Source organism: Loktanella gaetbuli (assembly GCF_020531945.1).
Taxonomy (GTDB): Bacteria; Pseudomonadota; Alphaproteobacteria; order Rhodobacterales; family Rhodobacteraceae; genus Loktanella; species Loktanella gaetbuli.
The window spans coordinates 46527-65097 of the sequence record NZ_JAJATZ010000001.1; the positions used below are offsets into that span (position 1 = coordinate 46527).

General features: G+C 61.4%; 15 protein-coding genes. 9 read left to right on the forward strand and 6 right to left on the reverse strand.

All coding sequences use genetic code 11. From position 1 onward, the window contains the following. The first annotated feature begins 51 nt into the window (after positions 1 to 51). A complete protein-coding gene (gene msrB, locus LGQ03_RS00205; RefSeq protein ID WP_226746784.1) occupies positions 52 to 510 on the forward strand; it encodes a peptide-methionine (R)-S-oxide reductase MsrB in 459 nt (152 codons plus the stop codon). A 92-nt stretch (positions 511 to 602) separates the two neighbouring features. Continuing rightward, on the forward strand, positions 603 to 1097 hold the full coding sequence (locus LGQ03_RS00210; RefSeq protein WP_226746785.1) for a hypothetical protein: 495 nt from the start codon (positions 603 to 605) through the stop codon (positions 1095 to 1097). A 22-nt stretch (positions 1098 to 1119) separates the two neighbouring features. Here LGQ03_RS00210 and LGQ03_RS00215 read toward each other — a convergent pair whose 3' ends face one another. Then, positions 1120 to 1767, reverse strand: coding sequence for a J domain-containing protein (locus tag LGQ03_RS00215; RefSeq protein WP_226746786.1), 648 nt, complete (start codon positions 1765 to 1767; stop codon positions 1120 to 1122). 72 nt (positions 1768 to 1839) lie between these two features. Between LGQ03_RS00215 and LGQ03_RS00220 the strand changes: the two genes are divergently transcribed. Continuing rightward, positions 1840 to 2094, forward strand: coding sequence for a BolA family protein (locus LGQ03_RS00220; protein WP_090158845.1), 255 nt, complete (start codon positions 1840 to 1842; stop codon positions 2092 to 2094). Here the strand turns inward: LGQ03_RS00220 and LGQ03_RS00225 are convergent. Further along, the gene (locus tag LGQ03_RS00225) at positions 2091 to 2471 is read right to left on the reverse strand and encodes a DUF4177 domain-containing protein (protein ID WP_226746787.1); all 381 of its coding nucleotides are present in this window, start codon (positions 2469 to 2471) and stop codon (positions 2091 to 2093) included. The two genes, LGQ03_RS00220 and LGQ03_RS00225, sit on opposite strands and share 4 nt — an antisense overlap. 36 nt (positions 2472 to 2507) lie before the next feature. Then, positions 2508 to 4022 (reverse strand): Asp-tRNA(Asn)/Glu-tRNA(Gln) amidotransferase subunit GatB, encoded by a 1515-nt coding sequence (gatB, locus tag LGQ03_RS00230; RefSeq protein WP_226746788.1) that lies wholly within the window; start codon positions 4020 to 4022, stop codon positions 2508 to 2510. 116 nt (positions 4023 to 4138) lie between these two features. Here gatB and LGQ03_RS00235 point away from each other — a divergent pair, with 116 nt between their 5' ends. Next, positions 4139 to 4699, forward strand: coding sequence for a type 1 glutamine amidotransferase domain-containing protein (locus LGQ03_RS00235; protein ID WP_226746789.1), 561 nt, complete (start codon positions 4139 to 4141; stop codon positions 4697 to 4699). A 124-nt stretch (positions 4700 to 4823) separates the two neighbouring features. After that, entirely contained in the window at positions 4824 to 5744 is a 921-nt protein-coding gene (locus tag LGQ03_RS00240) for a transglycosylase SLT domain-containing protein (protein ID WP_226746790.1), read from the forward strand. Here LGQ03_RS00240 and LGQ03_RS00245 read toward each other — a convergent pair. Both LGQ03_RS00245 and pepN read right to left on the reverse strand, forming a co-directional pair. Continuing rightward, positions 5695 to 6570: a lysophospholipid acyltransferase family protein gene (locus LGQ03_RS00245; RefSeq protein ID WP_226746791.1), complete on the reverse strand. Its 876-nt coding sequence runs from the start codon at positions 6568 to 6570 to the stop codon at positions 5695 to 5697. The two genes, LGQ03_RS00240 and LGQ03_RS00245, sit on opposite strands and share 50 nt — an antisense overlap. A gap of 81 nt (positions 6571 to 6651) precedes the next feature. Beyond that, positions 6652 to 9201, reverse strand: a complete 2550-nt coding sequence (pepN, locus tag LGQ03_RS00250) for an aminopeptidase N (protein ID WP_226746792.1) — start codon at positions 9199 to 9201, stop codon at positions 6652 to 6654. Between the two features lie 115 nt (positions 9202 to 9316). Here pepN and LGQ03_RS00255 point away from each other — a divergent pair, with 115 nt between their 5' ends. The 4 genes from LGQ03_RS00255 (at position 9317) to LGQ03_RS00270 (ending at position 10979) form a co-directional block, all read left to right on the forward strand. After that, positions 9317 to 9520, forward strand: coding sequence for a hypothetical protein (locus tag LGQ03_RS00255; RefSeq protein ID WP_090158838.1), 204 nt, complete (start codon positions 9317 to 9319; stop codon positions 9518 to 9520). After that, positions 9520 to 9672 carry a DUF2256 domain-containing protein gene (locus tag LGQ03_RS00260; RefSeq protein WP_090158837.1) on the forward strand — a complete coding sequence of 51 codons (153 nt, stop codon included), beginning with the start codon at positions 9520 to 9522 and terminating at the stop codon, positions 9670 to 9672. Before LGQ03_RS00255 ends, LGQ03_RS00260 begins: the two co-directional genes overlap by 1 nt. A gap of 28 nt (positions 9673 to 9700) precedes the next feature. After that, on the forward strand, positions 9701 to 10126 hold the full coding sequence (locus LGQ03_RS00265; RefSeq protein ID WP_226746793.1) for a GlcG/HbpS family heme-binding protein: 426 nt from the start codon (positions 9701 to 9703) through the stop codon (positions 10124 to 10126). 76 nt (positions 10127 to 10202) lie between these two features. Beyond that, positions 10203 to 10979 carry a gamma-glutamyl-gamma-aminobutyrate hydrolase family protein gene (locus LGQ03_RS00270; protein ID WP_226746794.1) on the forward strand — a complete coding sequence of 259 codons (777 nt, stop codon included), beginning with the start codon at positions 10203 to 10205 and terminating at the stop codon, positions 10977 to 10979. A gap of 23 nt (positions 10980 to 11002) precedes the next feature. Here the strand turns inward: LGQ03_RS00270 and LGQ03_RS00275 are convergent, their stop codons facing one another. Then, positions 11003 to 18166: a Hint domain-containing protein gene (locus LGQ03_RS00275; RefSeq protein ID WP_226746795.1), complete on the reverse strand. Its 7164-nt coding sequence runs from the start codon at positions 18164 to 18166 to the stop codon at positions 11003 to 11005. Between the last annotated feature and the right edge of the window lie 405 nt (positions 18167 to 18571).

Sequence of the window (18571 nt, forward strand, 5' to 3'; positions counted from 1 at the left end):
CTTGTGTGCGCAGCGTGATAGGCCGAATCCGGGAAGAAGAGGAGACCGGACATGAACAGACGAATGTTTATCGCAACTGCACTGGCCGCCACCACGGCCCCGGCCGCGCTGGTAGCCCAGCAGTTCGAAGTGACCCGGACCGATGCGCAGTGGCGGGCCATGCTGACGCAGGCCGAATACAACGTCATGCGCCGCGAAGGCACAGAGAGGGCAGGGTCCAGTCCGCTGGACAAGAATACCGCCGAAGGTGTCTATCACTGCCGCGGTTGCGATCTTGCGCTCTATCCATCCCGGACGAAATTCGACAGCAGCACCGGTTGGCCCAGCTTTTACGCGTCGTACGAGAACGCGTTGGGCACCAAGGTTGACCGCAAGATCGGGGTGGCGCGCACGGAACTGCATTGCCGTCGCTGCGGCAGCCATTTGGGCCACGTGTTCAATGACGGCCCGCCACCAACTGGGCAGCGGCATTGCATCAACGGTGTTTCGCTGGTGTTCCGCGCAGCATGAGCCGTATCTAGAAACAATCTGTTGACGCGTTTCAGATGGGTCATTTCCGGCCATCCAGTTAGGGTGGCCGGAAACATGGATCCTTGACTGTGATGCGCGACCGAATTCTTTATCCGCTGCGTCCTTCGGTGGGCGAACGCCGTCTGTTGACGGCGTGGATCGGCGTTGCCCTGCTGGGCGGGTTTTTGGCCCACATCCTTGTCAGCAACATTTCCTATGAACAATCAATGCTGCGCGTGTTCACCACGTCAGATGGCTGGTTCGTGCTGTGCGGCGTCTTTGGTGCCCTGGCAGGCCTCTATTTCGCGCGACGCTGGATGGGATCGACCGGCCGCTTTGGGCCCTGTCGGGCGTTCTGCGGCATGATCATCGTCACTTTCATGGCAGCATTGGTCGGCGGATCGCTGATGTTGCCGCTTTACGGCACGATGTTCGGGCCGATGCTGTTCGTGCTCATGCTGATCGAAAAACCTGTTCTGGCGTTCACATGGATCGCAATGCTGCTGCTTGCGGACAAGCTGATCCGCGATTGGCGGCGAGAGCGCGAAAGCATTTTCGCGCTCTCGTCCTTTCAGGCGCAGAGCTAACGGGTTCCGCGCCTTCGCAGGCTTAGTCCTTTTCGCGGAAGTTGCGGCTGGATTTCAGTTGATCCCAGGCCCAGACGACCTCTGACAATTGTTCTTCCTGGCTGCGGTCGCCCCCGTTCATGTCGGGGTGCAGCACCTTGATCAGCGCCTTGTAGCATTTGCGGATCTCGGCCTTGGACATGCTGTCCTTGGCGTCCAGAATTTCGATCGCGCGGCGTTCGGTCGGCGGCAGGCGCCGCGTGCCGCCCGCAGCAGCCGCATTGCGACCGGGGTTTCGCGTGGCATTGTCACCCAGCACCTCGTGCGGGTCCTGTACGCCCAGACGCGCCCAGGCCCGTTCCTCGACCGATCGTTTCAACGGCTTGGTCGGCCGTTCCCAGGTGGCGCGGTCCTTGTCCATTTGCGCCATCAGTTCAGCCTCTGACGTGCCGTCAAAGAAATTCCATTTCAGGTTATATTCCCGAATGTGTTCCTTGCAGAACCAGATGTAGTCATCCAGCGTATCTGGTGATTTCGGCGCGCGGTACTTGCCGGCCTCCTCGCAACCCTCGTGTTCGCACACGCGCGTCGATGTTTCGGACGCGCCTGACATCCCGCGACGTCCGCGCGGGTTCTTCTTCTTGCTGCTCGACACCGACATGTCGAAACCGAAGGGATCTTTCTTGTTCATGGTGGCCCTTTCCGACTCGGAGACAGCACTCTAAACCAATGGTTCGGCAGGTGAAGAGCAATGGAGAAAATAATGGCCCTTGACGCAGAAATCCGCGCGGCCCTGATGGCGGGATTAAGCCCCGAACGTCTGGATGTCGTGAACGAAAGCGCGCTGCATGCGGGGCATTCCGGTGACGACGGATCGGGCGAAAGCCACTGGCGTGTGGTCATCGCGGCATCTTCGCTGGAGGGTCAGTCGCGGATCGCGAAACACCGCGCCGTTCACGCAGCCCTTGGTCCCGCGATCATCGGTCGCATCCACGCGCTGGCAATCAGTTTCGACTAGGTCGCTGGTTTGGGGTCCTCGGTCGGGGCGTCTGCTGCCGGGGTGTCATCCACCGGGGCAGGGATGTCCTCGGTCTCCGGCGCGTCGTCTGTCAGATCTTCGATCAACGGCAGGGTTTCTGACGGCGTGTCGGGCGCGGGCTGTGAGGGGCGACGGAACACCATCATGTTCTGGAATACTGTCGTGCGGTTCATCATCAGCCCGTCGCGTTCGTCCGACGGCAGCGTGTCGGTACGCTGATATTCCCAGCCATCCGCGGCATGGGCGTTCATCACATCCGACAGCGCCTTGGCAAAGCGTGCCTCGGCACCCTTCAGACCCTTTGCCTTGAGCCCGCGACGCGGGGCGGGGACGACCAGATATTCGTAATGCACCATGTTATCCCTTGTGCCAGCGCTAGCGGTCGTCGGGGCTTACAGCCCCAGTTTTGCCGCGACAAGCGTGTTGACGGCGGCGGGGTTTGCCTTGCCGCCTGTCGCCTTCATGACCTGACCGACGAACCAGCCGGCAAGTTTCGGGTTTTGCTTGGCCTTTTCCACCTGCGCGGGGTTGGCGGCGATGATCTCGTCCACGGCGGCCTCGATGGCGCCTGTGTCGGTGACCTGTTTCATGCCCTCGGTTTCGACCACTTCTTCGGGATCGCGGTCCTGGGTGTAGGCGATGTCGAACACGTCCTTGGCGATCTTGCCGCTGATCGTCTCGGCCTTGATCAAGCTGACAATCTGGCCGAGCCGGGCGGCTGAAATCGGGCTGTCTGCGATGCCCTTGTCACCATCCTTTTTCAGACGACCGAACAATTCGTTGATCACCCAGTTGGCGGCAAGCTTGCCATCGTTTCCGGCGGCGACCTCCTCGAAATACGCGGCGTTGGCCACGTCGGCGGTCAGCACGCTGGCGTCGTAGTCGGACAGGCCGAATTCACTGATGAAACGTGCCTTTTTGGCGTCGGGCAGTTCGGGCAAGGAGGCTGCGATATCGTCGACCCAAGCCTGTTCGATTTCCAGCGGCAGCAGGTCGGGATCTGGGAAATAGCGGTAATCATGCGCCTCTTCCTTGGACCGCATCGACCGCGTTTCGTTCTTGTCCGCGTCATACAGGCGGGTTTCCTGCACGACCTCCTTGCCGTCCTCGACCAGCGCGATCTGGCGGCGGGCCTCGACCTCGATCGCCATCTGGATGAACCGCATGGAGTTCATGTTCTTGATCTCGCAGCGGGTGCCGAGGTGGCTGAAATCCTGCGTTTCCTGATATTTCTCGTAATCACCGGGACGGCAGATCGACACGTTGACGTCCGCACGCAGGTTGCCGTTCTGCATGTTGCCGTCGCAGGTGCCCAGATAACGCATGATCTGGCGCAGCTTGGCGACATAGGCAGCGGCCTCTTCTGGGCCACGGATGTCGGGACGGCTGACGATTTCCATCAGGGCGACGCCCGTGCGGTTGAGGTCCACGAACGACATGTTCGGGTCCATGTCATGGATGGATTTGCCCGCGTCCTGTTCCAGGTGGATGCGTTCGATCCGCACGCGCCGCGCGGTGCCGTCACCCAGTTCGACCAGTACCTCACCTTCGCCCACGATGGGGTGATACAGCTGGCTGATCTGATAGCCCTGCGGCAGGTCGGGGTAGAAATAGTTCTTGCGGTCAAATGCGCTGAACAGGTTGATCTGTGCCTTCAGTCCCAGACCCGTGCGGACGGCCTGTGCCACACAGCCTTCGTTGATGACGGGCAACATGCCGGGCATGCCTGCGTCCACGAATGCGACGTTGCTGTTGGGTTCCGCACCAAAGAGCGTCGATGCCCCCGAAAACAGCTTGGCCGAGGTGGCGACCTGTGCGTGGACCTCGAGCCCGATGACCAGTTCCCAGTCGTGTTTCGCTCCGGCGATCACCTTGGGGGCGGGGGCTGTGTATTCCAGATCAAGCATGGGGCACCTCTTTCGTTCGCGGTGTTCTAAGCCAGCACCGTGGATGGAACAAGGGGCCGGGACAACCCGTTGATGCAGCAGATAGGAAATGCAGACCCCGACGAAAGGACCGCATGATGACACAGATGAGCGACGCCAAAATACTGATCATCGCAACCGATGGTTTCGAGCAATCCGAACTGGAATTTCCGCGCGATCAATTGCGCGCCAAGGGTGCCACCGTCCATGTTGCCACGCTGGACGGCCAGCCGATCAAGGGATGGGAAGGCGACGATTGGGGCGATACCGCAGAGGCTGATCTCAGGATCGAGGACGCCAATATAGACGACTATGACGCCTTGGTCTTGCCGGGTGGCCAGATCAACCCTGACCTGCTGCGCGTGGAGGCAGCGCCGATCCAGTTGATCAAGGATGCCGTCAAGGCAGGGAAAATCGTTGCCGCAATCTGCCATGCACCATGGCTGCTGATCGAGGCAGAGGTCGTCGCCGGGCGCGAAATGACCAGCTTTGCGTCCATTCGCACGGATCTGAAAAATGCTGGTGCGCAGGTCGTCGATCAAGAGGTTGCAATCTCGAATGGAATCATCACGAGCCGAAATCCGACCGACCTCAAGGCCTTTGTCGCCAAGATCGTGGAAGAAGTGCAAGAAGGTCCTCACCCGCGACCTGCAGCCTAAACCACTGTCATCACATAAAAAGCCGGTGCCACAGGCACCGGCGGTTTCCGCTGTGGGCGGCGTATTGCCCACGCCTGCGATTCATTTCTTGTGCGATTGATCCGATCTGGGCAGTTTGACGGCCATGCTCAGGGGGGTTTTCATAACTGCGGGTCTGTTGGCGGGTGTCGTCGGGGGGGACGCGCGTGCAGCGACCGAGGCCGCTGTGCTGGCGGCCAGAAATGCCACGGTCGCGCCGATCACGTCAGAAGTACGGCCCTTTGGTCGCGAGGATGCCGCGGCACAAAGGCAGGCCGCGCTGCTGACGGCATTGCAGTCGGTGCGCCCTTTGGCACGTCCCGTGCACATGATCCGTTATCCGGTAAATGTCATCGCCGGCGCACCACCCCTGCGTCCGGCGATCCGTCCGAATTTCATTCCCGACACCCGCTGGGGCAGCACCAATACGGCCCGCATGTGGACGCGCGCCACCATGGCGGCTGTCGCGACGCATGGTCTGGATACCCAGGTGCCACGCGATATCGCGGCCTGGTGCCCGGCCTATGCCCAGAACTCCCCGACGCTGCGGCGTGCATTCTGGGTCGGCATGATGTCGGCCCTGACCAAATATGAGAGCACACATAACCCCAACGCCGTGGGCGGTGGCGGGCTGTGGTACGGACTGTTGCAGATTTTGCCGGCAACAGCGCGTGGTTACGGTTGCAGGGCAACCACCGGTGCGGCTCTCAAGGATCCGATTGCGAACCTTGCCTGTGCTGCGCGGATCATGGGTCACACTGTTGCCCGCGACCGGGCCGTCGCCGTTCAGGATGGCCGCTGGCGCGGTGTTGCCGCCGACTGGGGCCCGATGAGCAACCGTGCAAAAATTGCCGAAATGTCGGCCTGGACGCGCAAGCAGGACTACTGCGTGGTCCAGACCCGGCCCCGGCCGATGTTGCGGCCCGAATCCCGCGTGGTGGAAAACGCAGGCGCGCCGCGTCCCGTGCTACGGGATCTCAGCCCCACGATTTCGACAATGGATACCGTGACATCCGCAGCAGACTGACGTTGGGTGCATCGACGCCGCCCAGATCCAGTGTCGCCTTTTTCAGCATTTCGATACCGTCCTCGCTGTTGCGGTCGATCTGGTCGGCGGGAATGGGTTCCCCGATCGTCACGCGATATGGCTGGCGGTCCTTGTTCAGCGTTTCATGGAACAGGGTCACGTCGCGCAGTGTCGGGTGCAATTTGTCGAACAGGTAAAACAGTGACGAATTTCGCGCCTGCAGGTTCACGGGGATCACCGGCAGATCGAATTTGCGCGCCAACATCGCAGCCGATGGCATCCATTCGCGTTCATGCAGTTTCAGCCCGATCCGCTTGGCCAATCGGCCAGAGGGAAAGATGACCCCCAGGCGATCCGCGGCGGTTGCTTCACGGACGTATTGCATGGTTTCGCGGGTTTTTTCGCGGGACCGTTTGTCCATGCGCCATTCGACCGGGCAAATCATGTCGATCATCTGCGGCATGACACGCAGGATGTCGCTGTTGGCAAAGAAATAGAGGTCCGGCCGCACCCGCGAAATAAGGTGCCACAGGATGATCCCGTCTGCGATGCCCGTCGGATGGTTCGCCACGATCAGGGCGGGGCCACGCGTCGGAATATGTGACAGACCGGATACGGTGACCAGTTTGGCCAGCCGTTCCCCCATCGTGTCCATGATCTGTTGCGACGTGGCATGTTCCAGTGACTCGCCGATCGCGACCGTCTTGTCGTAGGCCAACGCGAGGTGCATCAGACCGCGAATGTATCGCATGCCTGGTATGGGCCGATACATCCAGGGCGCACGTTCCACGATAAGTGGGGTAATGCGATCTCTGATCTCGGTCATGCGCAAACCCCGCAAATAAGCCGATGCCGTGTCGCGAGTGACATAGCCGTTGTGCGCGATTTGTCCACCGGTCAGTGGAACCTAGCCCAAGATCCGCGCGACCATCTCGGTGGTGTCGCGCGACAGGTTGGGGGTGCGTGCGATGCGCGTCAGGGCCGCACGCATCAGTTCCTGTCGGGTCGCGTCATAGCGGGCCATCGCGTCAAAGGCCGTGACCATGCGTGCCGTGGTTTGCGGGTTCAACGGATCGAGTTTGATCAGCCAGTCTGCCAACAGGTCATAGCCCGCCCCGTCCTGGCGGTGAAACCCGGCCATATGACCGGCGAGTGCCCCAAAGACGCTACGGAATCGGTTGGGGTTTTTCCAGTCGAACGCCGGGTCGCGGGTCAGGGATTCCGCGCGTGTGACCGTCTCGGCCGGATCAGACCGGGCAATCTGCAGGCCAAACCATTTGTCCATCACCAGCCGATCACCCTGCCATTGCGCGCGAAAGGCCGCCAGCTCCTGTTGTCCGGCACCGATGTCCAGCAGACAGCCCAATGCCGCGATCTGTTGGGTCATGTTGTCGGCACCCTCATACTGGGCCGCCGCGCGGTGCCCTGCGTCCAGCAGCGTCAGGTAGGACAAAACGGTATTGCCCAATGTCCGGCGGCCTGCGTCCTCTGCCCGTGGGTCATAGGGGCCGGGCACCTGCATTGTCGCAAAGACCGCATCCATCTGCGCATCCAAAGCTGTCGCGATGGCTTGCCGGACCTGCCGACGTGCGCTGTGGATCCTGTCAGGATCGGGCGTTTCGCCCGCGCGCACCAGTGCATCAGCGACGTCCTGTTCACTGGGCAGGGCCAGGATGCGGGCACGAAACGCCGGATGCAGCTGGTCATCCGTCAGTGTCGCGCGCAACCCGTCCAGATAGGCCGGATCGGGGGCCTTACCATCGCGCACGGCGGCCAGCAGCACATCGCGGGCCAGTATGCGTCCGGCCTCCCATCTGTTGAACGGATCGCTGTCATGTGCGAGCAGGACGCCCCGGTCCGCCGCAGATTGTGTGTGGTTCAGGATGACGGGTGCGGAAAAGTCGCGCAAAACCGACGGGATCGGCCGCGCCGCGAGGCCTGCAAAGGTGTAGGTCTGCTGCGCCTGCGTCAGTTCCAGCATCCGGGTCGGCACGACCTCGGATCCATCGGGTGCCAGCAGACCCACGGCCACGGGAATATGCAGCGGCTGTTTGTCCGGCTGCCCCGGCGTGGGGGGCGTCATCTGTGCGAGCGTCAGGTGATATGTGCCGTCCACGAAATCATCGGTCACGGTGATCTGCGGCGTGCCTGCCTGCGCGTACCACAGTGCGAATTGTGTCAGATCACGCCCCGTCGCATCGGTGAAACATTGCAACCAGTCTTCGATTGTGGCGGCCTGACCATCGTGGCGGTCGAAATACAGCGTCAGGGCCGCGCGGTAACCGTCGTCGCCAACCAGTCGTTTCAGCATGCCGACCAGTTCGGCACCTTTTTCGTAAACGGTCGCCGTATAGAAATTGTTGATTTCGACAAAGCTGGCGGGCCGGACGGGATGCGCAAGGGGGCCGGCATCCTCGCGGAATTGACGGGCACGCAGGGTCAGCGCATCGTCGATCCGTTTGACAGCATGACCGCGCAGATCGCCGGTAAAGGTCTGATCGCGGAACACGGTCAGACCTTCTTTCAGGCACAGCTGGAACCAGTCGCGACAGGTGATGCGGTTGCCGGTCCAGTTATGGAAATACTCGTGTGCGATGATCGCCTCGATCCGTTCGAAATCCGCATCGGTCGAGGTGTCGGATTTCGCAAGAACGCAGCTGGAATTGAAAATGTTCAACCCCTTGTTTTCCATGGCACCCATGTTGAAGTCATCGACGGCGACGATGTTGAACAGGTCCAGATCATATGCGCGACCATAGACCTGTTCGTCCCAGACCATCGACGCCTTGAGCGCGGTCATGCCAAAGGCACATTTGTCCAGATCGCCGGGGCGTACCCAGATGTTGAGGGCGACGTCGCGCCCCTCTGTCGTGGTGAAAAGATCACTGTGCGCAACCAGATCACCCGCAACCAAGGCAAACAGATAGGCTGGCTTGGGCCAGGGATCGTGCCATTCCGCCCAGCCATCGCCTGATGCGACCGGGTTTCCGTTGGACAGCAGAACAGGCATGTCGCCTTCGATGCGGACGGAAAAGACCCCCATCACGTCAGGGCGGTCGGGATAATAGGTGATCTTGCGGAACCCTTCGGCCTCGCATTGGGTGCAATACATGCCGCCCGACATATAAAGTCCGTCCAGCGCGGTATTGGCGGCGGGCGCGATTTCGACGTCGGCCTCCCAGACGAACGGGCCGTCAGGGACAGGGCAGGTGAGACCCGTGGCGGTGATTTCGGGCGTGACGGGCTGACCATCGATCGTGGCCCCGATCAGTTTCAGGTTTTCACCGTCCAGATAGAACCGATCCTGCGTGCCTTCGGGATTCGGCCGGAACGCGATGCGCGACACCACCCGCGTGGCCTCAGGATCCAGCCGGAATGTCAGATGCACGCTGTCGACCAGCCAACCGGGTGCTGCGTAATCCGCCAGGTAGACGGTTTGCGGTGCGCTGTCTTTCATGACTTTGTCCTGATAATGGGCTGGGTTTTGCGGCCACGGTATGTTCAACATTGATTAGTCGCAAGACGCGCTATTTTCATGCAGAACACGGAATTGAAAGAAAAGGAGCCGGACCATGTCAGCCCCAAAGACGGATCTGGACAAACAAGAAAAACGCCATCGCGGTGCCCTGACAGGGATCGGCACCGTCGTCATCTTCGCGCTGCTGTTGCTGGCGACCTTACTGTTTTTCCTGTCGGCAGACGGAAACGAGCCTGAAGGCGCAGAGGTGCAAATTGATGGTCGCACCGGTACCGAGCTGCCGGCCGAAACCGAATAATGCCCAAGATGCGCAAGAAAACGGATCTGCCATCCAAGGTCTGCGTGACCTGTGGCAGACCGTTTGTCTGGCGCAAGGCCTGGGCCAAGGTCTGGGACGACGTGAAATATTGTTCTGACAAATGCCGCGCGATGCGGCGGACATCCGGCTGAATCCAGCCCAAACATGACAGGAGCTGCCATGACGCAGATCAGCCAGGCGCAGGCGCGCACGATCATCGACACCGCTTTTGCAAAAGGCGATGCCTTGGGGCTCAAGCCGCTGTCCGTCGTGGTGCTGGATGCCGGTGGGCATGTGCTGGCCTTTAGCCGCGCGGACGGTGCAGCACCCGGTCGTTTTGCGATCGCCCATGGCAAGGCCTACGGTGCCGTGATGCTGGGCATGGCCGGAACCGCCCAGATGAAACGGGCCGAGGATCAGGCCTATTTCATGGCCGCCGTGAACGGTGTTTTCGGCGGACAGGTCGTGCCTGTTCCAGGGGGCGTGTTGGCGCGCCATGATGGTGCAGTCGTCGGGGCCGTGGGTGTGACCGGCGATACCTCTGACAATGACGCGATCTGCGCGGTGGCCGGTCTGGAAGCGGCAGGTCTGTCGGCCGAAATCTGACGCTGCAGGTCTCGCTTTGCAGTCGCAGCACAATCGCGTTACGCTTTGCAGAACCTGATCGAAAGGATTGCATCGCGTGTCCCGTCCCGTCATCGGCGTTATCGCCAATTCGCATTTGCTGAATGATACCTATGCGGTGCAGGCCGTGGGTGACATGAACCTCGAAGCGATTGCTGCGGTCTGCGACGCCTTGCCGATTATCGTACCGGCCCTGCCGGACATCGTCGCCTTGCCTGACCTGATGAACAGTTTCGACGGGTTCATCTTTCCGGGTGGGCGTCCGAACGTGCACCCCGAAGAATACGGCGAAGAACCCACCCCGGCGCATGGCGAATTCGACCGTGCGCGCGACAGGCTCGCGCTTCCTTTGATCCGAGCCTGTGTCGATGCAGGTTTGCCGATCCTCGGTATCTGTCGTGGTTTTCAGGAAATGAACGTCGCATTCGGCGGCTCGCTGCATCCTGAAATTCGTGACCTGCCGGGGCGCGACAACCACCGCATGCCGCCCGACGGCACCATCGCGGAAAAGTTTGCCATGCGGCATACCATCAGTTTCACCCCCGGGGGGGTGTTTCACCGGCTGATGGGGACGGAACAGGTCGTCACCAATTCGCTGCACGGGCAGGGGATCAAGACACCTGGCAGCCGCGTCGTGATCGAAGGCTGGGCCCCGGACCAGACGCCAGAGGCGGTTCATATCGCCGACGCGCCCGGCTTTGCGCTGGGCGTGCAGTGGCACCCGGAATATCAGGCCGGGATCGACCCCGTGTCGCGTCCGCTGTTTGCGGCCTTTGGCGATGCTGCGACAAACTGGGCGAATGGCAAACGCAGTCCGGTCAGGCAGATCGCCTGACCGTCAATCGTTTTCATCTGCGTTTATCGCAGGTTGCCGGCCAAAAGCAGTTGTGCCTCGTGGCGTCGCAGGCAGCGCCGGGCCGTATCGCCGTAGTGATGCACATCAGCACGCAGATCAGGGAACAGGTCAAACAGTTCCGCGCGCGCGCGGTCCGTGATCCCGTTCATGCCGACGTCGCCGGGATGGAAACTTTCGGTGGCCGCGCCGTTGGCGAAAATCACCTCGTGGCAGTCGAACATCATGTGGATGTAGGTGACGTCGCCGCCTGTTTCCTGCGTGACATCGTGACCGTCCAACAGATGCTTGGCGGGGACCAGAACCTCTGACTCACCGAACAGCAGTTCCGCACGGTAGCCCTGGAACAGCATCCGATGCTGCGGCGACACGAGCAGATCAGTCTCTTGGCCGGTCACCACCCCGGGACGAATGCGGATCGGCGCAAAACGGCCGCGCGCGGGCACGGTGCGGGACTGGATCCAGCGGATAGGTTGCAGGCCGTGATCCCGGGTCACGACCATATCTCCGACCCGCAGGGTTGCCACATCGCGCGCACCGCGCGGCGTGGCAATCATCGCACCGGGGGTAAAGCAGATGATTTCCTCGATATCGCTGAAATTCAGCGTCGTGCCGTCATCCAGCGTCGCGGTGCCGGAATAGCTGCCATTCGCATCGATGGTCGCATCGGCAAGGATCTGGTTGAGGTTGCCAAGGCGGCCCAGCACAAGCCGGTCGCCTGTCGTTTCGTCACCGCCGCCGCCAAAGATGTTGATCGTCTCGGTGCCGGGCTGGTCGGTAATGACAAAGGTATCGTCGCCGTCGCCACCGCTGACGTTATCGCCTTCGCCGACGGTGATGATGTCGTTGCCGGCACCCGCGTCGATGCTGTCACCTTCGGCACCGAGGTCGATGGTATCGTCGCCTGCACCTGTGCTGACCGTCTGGCTGCCAGCATCCCCCGACACGGTGTCGTTGCCTGCGCCCGTGCTGACGGCCTCGACTTCGGCAAAGGTGGCCAGATCCGGGCCATTTGATACCGTGCCCGATTCCGCCCCGTCAAAGGCAACGGTCACATCCTGCGTCAGGCCGCTGCCGTCCAGGACGTCGCCGCGGGTTTCGCCAGCCTCACCGCCGACGAGGGTGTCGTTTCCGAACCCGTCGTTCAACACCAGATCATCGTCGCCGTCGCCGCCAAAGATGCTGTCGTTGCCCGCGCCGCCATAGATTTCGTCGGCGCCGTCCTCGCCATAGATTTCGTCGTCGCCCAGCCCTGCGAACACGGTGTCGTTTCCGGCCCCGGCTTCGATCAGGTCGTCGTCGCCTGTATCGCCCGGAATGATTGCGTCGCCTGCGTCCACGCGGTCGCCATCGGGGTCGCCGGTATAGGCCGCGTCGATCGTATCATCGCCCGCTGTGCCGCTGACGGTGCCGTCCGGCAGGCGAATGCCGATGGCGGCCAGGGCAAAAGGCGATTGCAGTGTTACCGGATCAACACCTGACAGAAGAACCGTTTCACCGTTGGAGAACGTCAGCAGGGCGTTGCCGCCCTGATCGCTGACTGTCACGTCATTGGTATTGACGGGCAGGCCGTCCGGTCCGGTCAGGCCAGTCACATCCAGCAGATCGCGCCCGGTAAAGGTGCCGTCGCCGTTGTCGATAGGGCCTTCGAAATCGAAAACGGTATCGTCCCCGCCATTGTCCTCGAGGACGATGGTGTCTTCGGCCCCGTCGGCGGCCCCAAGGCGGATGGTGTCGTTGCCTGCGCCACCTGCAACAGTATCAGCCCCGGTGCCTGCATCGATGCTGTCGTTGCCGGCACCTGCGATGATCGTGTCGTCGCCCGCACCTGTTGCGACGCTGTCGTCGCCAGCGCTGCCGCTGACCGTATCATTGCCAGCGCCGGTGCGGACCAGTTCCATTTGGGCAAAGGACGTCGTGTCGGTACCGTTTGTGATGCTGCCGCTTTCGGGGGTGGTCAGCGTCACGTCGACATCTTCGGTCAGGGCGCTGCCGTCCAGCACGTCGCCTGTCGTTTCACCGGCCTCGCCACCGGTGATGTCATCATTGCCAAAGCCGTTGAACAGCGCAAACACGTCGTCGCCCGCGCCGAGCTCGACGACGTCGTCACCTTCGCCACCAAAGACGGTATCGTTGCCGGACCCGAGGAAAAATTCCTCGATCTCGGTAAAGCTGACGTTGTTCGCGGCCTGCGTCAGGATGCCGGTTCCGGTGCCGGTCAGCGACAGGGTCGTGTCAGCATCCACAGCAGTGGCATCCAGACGGTCGGCTGTCGTCTGTGTGCCGCCATCAATATTGTCCTGACCGAAACCGTCATCAAAGACAAAGGTGTCGTCGCCAGCTTCGCCGGACAGGCTGTCGTTGCCAGCACCGCCCGTCAGCGTATCGTTGCCAGCCCCGGATGCGACGCTGTCGTCATCACTGGATCCAAGCACGGTATCGTTGCCGGATCCCAGACGGACGGCCTCGATTTCGGCGAATGTCAGTGTCTGGGCACCGTTCGACAGCGTCCCGCTTTCGCCGTCGGCAGAACCGTTCTGCGTCAGGTCCAGCGTCAGGTTCTGAGTCGTGGCAGCGGCATCCAGAACATCGCCTGTTACCTCTTGCGTTTCGCCACCGATTATCAGGTCGTTGCCGAAATCATTGTCCACAACAAAGGTGTCGTCGCCGCCGTTGCCGAACTGCTGGTCGTCACCGCTGCCGCCGACAAGCGTATCGTTGCCGTCGTCGCCGATCAGCTCGTCGTTGCCTGCGCCGCCGAACAGGGTGTCTGCGTCAGTCCCGCCATCGCCGCCGTCGACGATGTCATTGCCGTCACCGCCAAAGATTTCGTCGCTGCCAGCCTGACCAAAGAGACTGTCGTCGCCCGTGCCGCCGCGGATCGTGTCGTTTCCGGTTCCGGCCAGGACGTGATCGTTGCCATCGCCCGCATCAATGCTGTCGTTGCCGTCACCGGCCTCGATCAGGTCGTCGTTCTGCGTGTCGCCCGCAAGGATCGCATCGTCGGCATCGACGCGGTCGCCGTCGGGATCTCCGGTATAGGCCGCATCAATGATGTCGTCACCGGCGGTGCCGCTCACGGTGCCGTCGGGCAGGGGGATACCGATGGCCGCCAGCGCGAATGGCGAATTCAACTCTGCCGCGGTGACGCCGTCCAGCAGAACCGTTTCGCCATTGGCAAAGGTCAGCAGCGCGCTGCCAGCCTGATCAGAGACGGTCACATCGTTGGTATTGACCGGCAGACCATCGGGCCCCTGCAGGTCCGAGACATCCAGCAGGTCGCGCCCGGTAAAGGTGCCGTTGCCGTTGTCGATCGGACCTTCGAAGGCGGTGATGACATCATCACCGGACCCGTCCTGCAAAACGACCGTGTCATTGGCAGCATCGTTCAGGCCCAGGTCGATCTGGTCGTTGCCTGCGCCACCGTCGATGGTATCGGCCCCAGCTTCGCCCGCGATCTGATCGTTGCCGGCGCCACCGGCCATACTGTCATCGCCAGCACCCAAGCTGACGTTGTCATCACCGGCGCTGCCGATGACGCTGTCGTCACCGGTGCCGGTCACGATCCGTTCAATCTGGCTGAACGTGAGCGTGTTGTCGGCGTCCGACAGCGTACCACTGCCATCGGGACCAAGGGTCACGGTCAGATCCTGCGTGACCGATTGCGCCGACAGCAGATCGCCCACTGGCAGCGTATTGTCGCCACCGGCAATGGTCGCATCCCCGAAATTGTCAGAGAGCTGGATCGTGTCGTCACCTTCGCCGGTATCGACGGTTTCGTCGCCAGCCCCGACGAAAACCACGTCGTCGCCGGATCCCAGCAAGATGTTCTCGATTTCGGAAAACGTGGTGACTTCGCCCGCGTAGGACAGGTCGCCGTCCTCGTTTCCGCCCAGAACAAGGGTGGCGTCATCGGTCAGGGCGGTGGCATCCAGCGTGTCACCAGCGGTTTCATCCAGTTCGCCGCCGACAATCGTGTCGTTGCCGCCACCTGCGGTCACGACAAAGGTATCGTCACCCGCGTCACCCGACAGCGTATCGTCGCCCGCACCGCCGTCCAGTGTGTCATTGCCGGAGCCGCCGAAGACCGCGTCATTGCCGAGACCGGCAAACACGGAATCGTCGCCGCCACCGGCCTCGATCAGGTCGTCGTTGCCGGTATCGCCAGCGAGGATCGCGTCGTTATCGTCAACCGTGTCACCGTCGGCGTCGACATAGCCAGGGCCGATCGTGTCGGCCCCTGCGGTGCCGCTGACCGTGCCATCGGACAGCGGAATACCCATCGCTGCCAGAAAGAACGGATTTTGCGCATCCGTGGGGGACACACCGGCCAAGAGCACGGTCTCTCCGTTCGGAAATGTCAGGCGCGCACTGCCGCCGTCGTCGGTCACCACGACGTCGTGATGGTTGACCGGATCACCACCGGCATCCAGCAGCCCCGCCACATTCAGCTGATCGCGCCCAGAGAATGTGCCGTCGCCATTGTCGAGCGGCGCCTCGAAACCGAGAATTGTGTCGTCGCCGCTACCGTTGGTCAGAACCACGGTGTCGTCCATCAGGTCGGCAACACCCAGATCGATCAGGTCGTTGCCCGCGCCGCCTTGAACGCTGTCGGCGCCGATGCCTGCATCGATCGTGTCGTTGCCGCTGCTGCCGATGACGCTGTCGTCACCGGTTCCGGTTCCAATGCTGATGCCGCTGGCCGCCGCCGAGGCATCGACCGTGTCGTCGAAGGACGTTGTTTCCAGCCGCTCAATTTGTGTGAAATCGACGCTAGCTGTGGTGGCGTTGAAATCAACACGGCCTGCCTCTGCGCTGCTGTAGACAACGGTCACACCGTCGGTGGAGGACGTGTTGTACAGGTTGAGTGTATCGACATCGGTGTCGCCGACATCTTCGCCACCTTGAACCACATTGGAATCGTCTTGGTCGCCGACCGAAAAAAGATCGTTTCCGGCATCGCCATAAAGCGAGTCATTTCCACTACCGCCCAACAACACATCGTTGCCGGTGCCGCCAAAGAGGGTGTCGTTGCCGGTACCACCGGCCAAACCATCATCGCCGGCGTCGCCGTACAGAACGTCATCGCCCACTTCGAGTTCGATATCGCCGATAATGTCGTTGCCATCACCGCCAAAGACGACATCGTTTCCTGCTTCGCCCAGAATGAAATCCGCGCCTGCGTCGCCGCTGATCGTGTCATCACCTGTGCCACCGGCCATGAGATCGTCGCCGCTGCCGCCGCTTAGCCGGTCATTGTCTTGGCCACCGTCGAAAACATCGTTTCCATCGCCGCCGATCAGACTGTCCGCGCCGATTCCGCCGTACAGGCTGTCGTTGCCCAGGCCACCGTCAATCGTATCTGTGCCGGCGTCGCCAAACAGCGTGTCGTCGCCTTCCTGTCCAAAGATGAAATCATTGCCGGTTCCGCCATAAACCTCATCTGCGCCGCCGCCGGACCAAAAGGTGTCATTGCCGGCCCCGCCGAAAAACGTATCGGCGCTGACACCGTCTTCAGCGCCTGGGACATCGTCAATGAAATCATCGCCGTCGCCGCCGTAGATTGTGTCGCTTCCTTCACGACCGATCAGGTAGTCCGCGCCGCCGCCGCCATAGATGACATCATCGCCCGTGCCACCGTCGATCGTGTCGTCGCCGGGTGTCGGTGCGATGGTCGTGAAGGTCACGTCGGACAGGTAAACCGCGTGATTTGTCGTGCCGCCGTTCGCGTTGTTGAAATTGATCACGATCGAGCTGACTGGTCCCGCAACCTGAAAATATGCGGCACCGTCAGCTTGGATGGGTTCATCGTTGTCCAGCGATGCGGTGACGGTCTGCCCGCTTACAATATCGTTGCCGCCTGTGGGCAACGTGATCGTGACAGGCACTTGAACGCCGTCGCTATTGTAGGCCGTGACGACAATCTGGTCATAGAAATTGTTGGTGCCGTCGGAAACACCGTCGATGTCGGTGATCCAGAAGCCGACATTGCTGACCGCATCCGTGACCCCGCTGTTGGGGTCGGCCGCGAAATCAATGGTTGTTGTGCCGGTGTTGCCTGCTTCGCCGCGCAAAAAGACCGAAGAGGTTGTAGAGATACCCGTCGTGCCGGTGAAGATCGGCACGTTCGAAGTCGTCGTTTCGACAAGGCTGCCGTCATCGCGAAAGCTGACAGAGACGTTGACCGACCCGGTGTCCTGAGTGAATCCGTTGCGCACGTTGGTTCCGGACGCAGCCTGTGTGGTCCAGCGTAGCGTTTCGGTCGCGACCGTGGCTGATGCCGGATCGTCGCCATAAAGCGTATCGTTACCGTCACCGCCCAGGATGGAATCGTTGCCAGCCTCGCCATAGACAGTGTCGTTGCCTGTTCCGGCATTGATGCTGTCGTTGCTATCGCCACCATAGACGGTGTCGCTGCCACCGCCTGCGTTGATCGTATCGCGACCCGCGTTGCCTGACAGGGTGTCTGCGCCGCTGCCCGCGAAAATCGTATCGGCCCCGGTGCCGCCCATGACGGAATTGTTGCCTTCGCCCGCGTCAATGTAATCGTTGCCCGCGCCAGCATCGATGCGGTCATTGCCCTGACCGCCAAACAGGCTGTCGGTGCCCATGCCGCCGAGCAGGGAATCGTTTCCGTCACCGCCATAGAGGACGTCGTTGCCGCCGTTACCGTTCAGCCGATCGTCACCGGTTCCGCCGTAGATCAGGTCGTTGCCCGATCCGCCAAAAACCGTATCGGCCCCGTCACCGGCATATACCTCATCGTTGCCACGGCCTGCGCTGATCGTGTCGCTACCCGTACCGGTGCCGCTGGTGTTCGTGCCGCCATAGATCAGGTCGGATCCATTGCTGCCATTCAGCGCTGTGTCGTTGTTCGCCGTCCCTGTATAGAGCGAGAAATTCGGTGCCGACTGCACGGTAACGCTGTTGACGTTGTTCGGGAATGCCGTGTCCGGCACGAAATAGACGATCCCGTTCGTACCCAGATAGTAGGTGCCAGTCCGTGTGACGTTCGTTCCACCGAAATCGAAAATGTTGGCAGTGTAGTTCACGGTCACACTACCGGTGCCGATGATTCGGTCCGTCGTGAACGTCGTGATGCCTGTGTTACCGGCGTCGCCGCCGTTCAGGACATTGTTGCCAAGATTGATCTGATAGCCGTTCGGCATGCCGCACCTCAATTGTTCAGCCAGAAACGCAGCTGATACTCGTCTAAGGTTTCGGTATTTTCCTGTGGTGGCCGATCTGAGACTGAAGGTTGGCAGAACCAAGGTCTTGATGGTCATTTTGCGGCAGCATGCAGCAAATACGGCGATCCGGTCATATTTCCCGGTGATCACCACAGAATTGCCACCGTTCAGGAAAACAGGATCCCCCACGCTGTGCCAACGCCGGCGATCAGGAAACAGTCATGCGCCACGATCGTCTTTGTCAGCAACGGACAGAACGGGTTGCGTGGTCTGGAATGGCGGGCAGGGGCAGGGCCGTGCCGCCTGACGGACCGGGGGCTGCGTCGATCGCGCGCTGCCGTCGGCTCTTGAAGCTGCTGGCCGGGCTGCATAGTGTCTGGGGGA

Excerpts from the sequence above, each read along its gene's own strand:
- pepN (WP_226746792.1), bottom strand. The coding sequence starts at position 9,201 with ATGAAAGACAGCGCACCGCAAACCGTCTACCTGGCGGATTACGCAGCA.
- LGQ03_RS00240 (WP_226746790.1), top strand. The coding sequence starts at position 4,824 with ATGCTCAGGGGGGTTTTCATAACTGCGGGTCTGTTGGCGGGTGTCGTC.
- LGQ03_RS00245 (WP_226746791.1), bottom strand. The coding sequence starts at position 6,570 with ATGACCGAGATCAGAGATCGCATTACCCCACTTATCGTGGAACGTGCG.
- LGQ03_RS00220 (WP_090158845.1), top strand. The coding sequence starts at position 1,840 with ATGGCCCTTGACGCAGAAATCCGCGCGGCCCTGATGGCGGGATTAAGC.
- LGQ03_RS00235 (WP_226746789.1), top strand. The coding sequence starts at position 4,139 with ATGACACAGATGAGCGACGCCAAAATACTGATCATCGCAACCGATGGT.
- LGQ03_RS00210 (WP_226746785.1), top strand. The coding sequence starts at position 603 with ATGCGCGACCGAATTCTTTATCCGCTGCGTCCTTCGGTGGGCGAACGC.
- LGQ03_RS00225 (WP_226746787.1), bottom strand. The coding sequence starts at position 2,471 with ATGGTGCATTACGAATATCTGGTCGTCCCCGCCCCGCGTCGCGGGCTC.
- LGQ03_RS00275 (WP_226746795.1), bottom strand. The coding sequence starts at position 18,166 with ATGCCGAACGGCTATCAGATCAATCTTGGCAACAATGTCCTGAACGGC.
- LGQ03_RS00265 (WP_226746793.1), top strand. The coding sequence starts at position 9,701 with ATGACGCAGATCAGCCAGGCGCAGGCGCGCACGATCATCGACACCGCT.
- gatB (WP_226746788.1), bottom strand. The coding sequence starts at position 4,022 with ATGCTTGATCTGGAATACACAGCCCCCGCCCCCAAGGTGATCGCCGGA.
- LGQ03_RS00260 (WP_090158837.1), top strand. The coding sequence starts at position 9,520 with ATGCCCAAGATGCGCAAGAAAACGGATCTGCCATCCAAGGTCTGCGTG.
- LGQ03_RS00215 (WP_226746786.1), bottom strand. The coding sequence starts at position 1,767 with ATGAACAAGAAAGATCCCTTCGGTTTCGACATGTCGGTGTCGAGCAGC.
- msrB (WP_226746784.1), top strand. The coding sequence starts at position 52 with ATGAACAGACGAATGTTTATCGCAACTGCACTGGCCGCCACCACGGCC.
- LGQ03_RS00255 (WP_090158838.1), top strand. The coding sequence starts at position 9,317 with ATGTCAGCCCCAAAGACGGATCTGGACAAACAAGAAAAACGCCATCGC.